2 pseudogenes are annotated in these 499 nt (G+C 51.3%); both read right to left on the bottom strand.

Annotated features, from left to right (window positions below):
* Window positions 1-184: pseudogene (locus AAC854_RS24785) on the bottom strand (DUF4123 domain-containing protein); the annotation flags it as partial.
* A pseudogene (locus tag AAC854_RS24780) lies at window positions 181-499 on the bottom strand (type VI secretion system tip protein VgrG); the annotation flags it as partial. The pseudogenes AAC854_RS24785 and AAC854_RS24780, both read right to left, overlap by 4 nt.

Below are 499 nucleotides of genomic sequence, written 5' to 3'. Positions count from 1 at the left end.
GCCCGGCAAAAGCAATTTGGGCATCAGAAAAACGTCTGAACAGCGGATTATTCAGCCCCGCAATATAGGTGAATTCCTCGTCGAAGAGGCGTTCATACTGGAGACCATCAACCAGCGCATACCTTTTCATATCGGAATGTGTTTTTTGATATGCCTGCCATGCTTCCTGTGATACTGAGATCATGATTGCCCCCGGATAACCATTGCTGAACCGTCTAATGCCGCTTTCATTAAGCAACTGAGACAAATCGGCTCCGGTGGCGAGGCCAAAACGGCCTCTGCCGCCTGAGCCACATTAATAGATGACAGCTTATCCAGCATATCCGGTAACTTACCGCCCCAGCCTGAACCCTTACCCGGCGCACCACTGCCAAAGTTAACGACAGCACTGCTGGTGATCCCCCCTGCATCGATTTTCAGAAAATGCCCGGCGGCTTGAAGGGTCAGTTCAGCACCGGCATCAATCACAACCTTAGCGCCGGAACTCAGGTGAATTTCA

Source organism: Xenorhabdus entomophaga (genome assembly GCF_037996725.1).
Taxonomy (GTDB): domain Bacteria; phylum Pseudomonadota; class Gammaproteobacteria; order Enterobacterales; family Enterobacteriaceae; genus Xenorhabdus; species Xenorhabdus khoisanae.
This window is presented reverse-complemented; position numbering and strand designations above follow the sequence as displayed.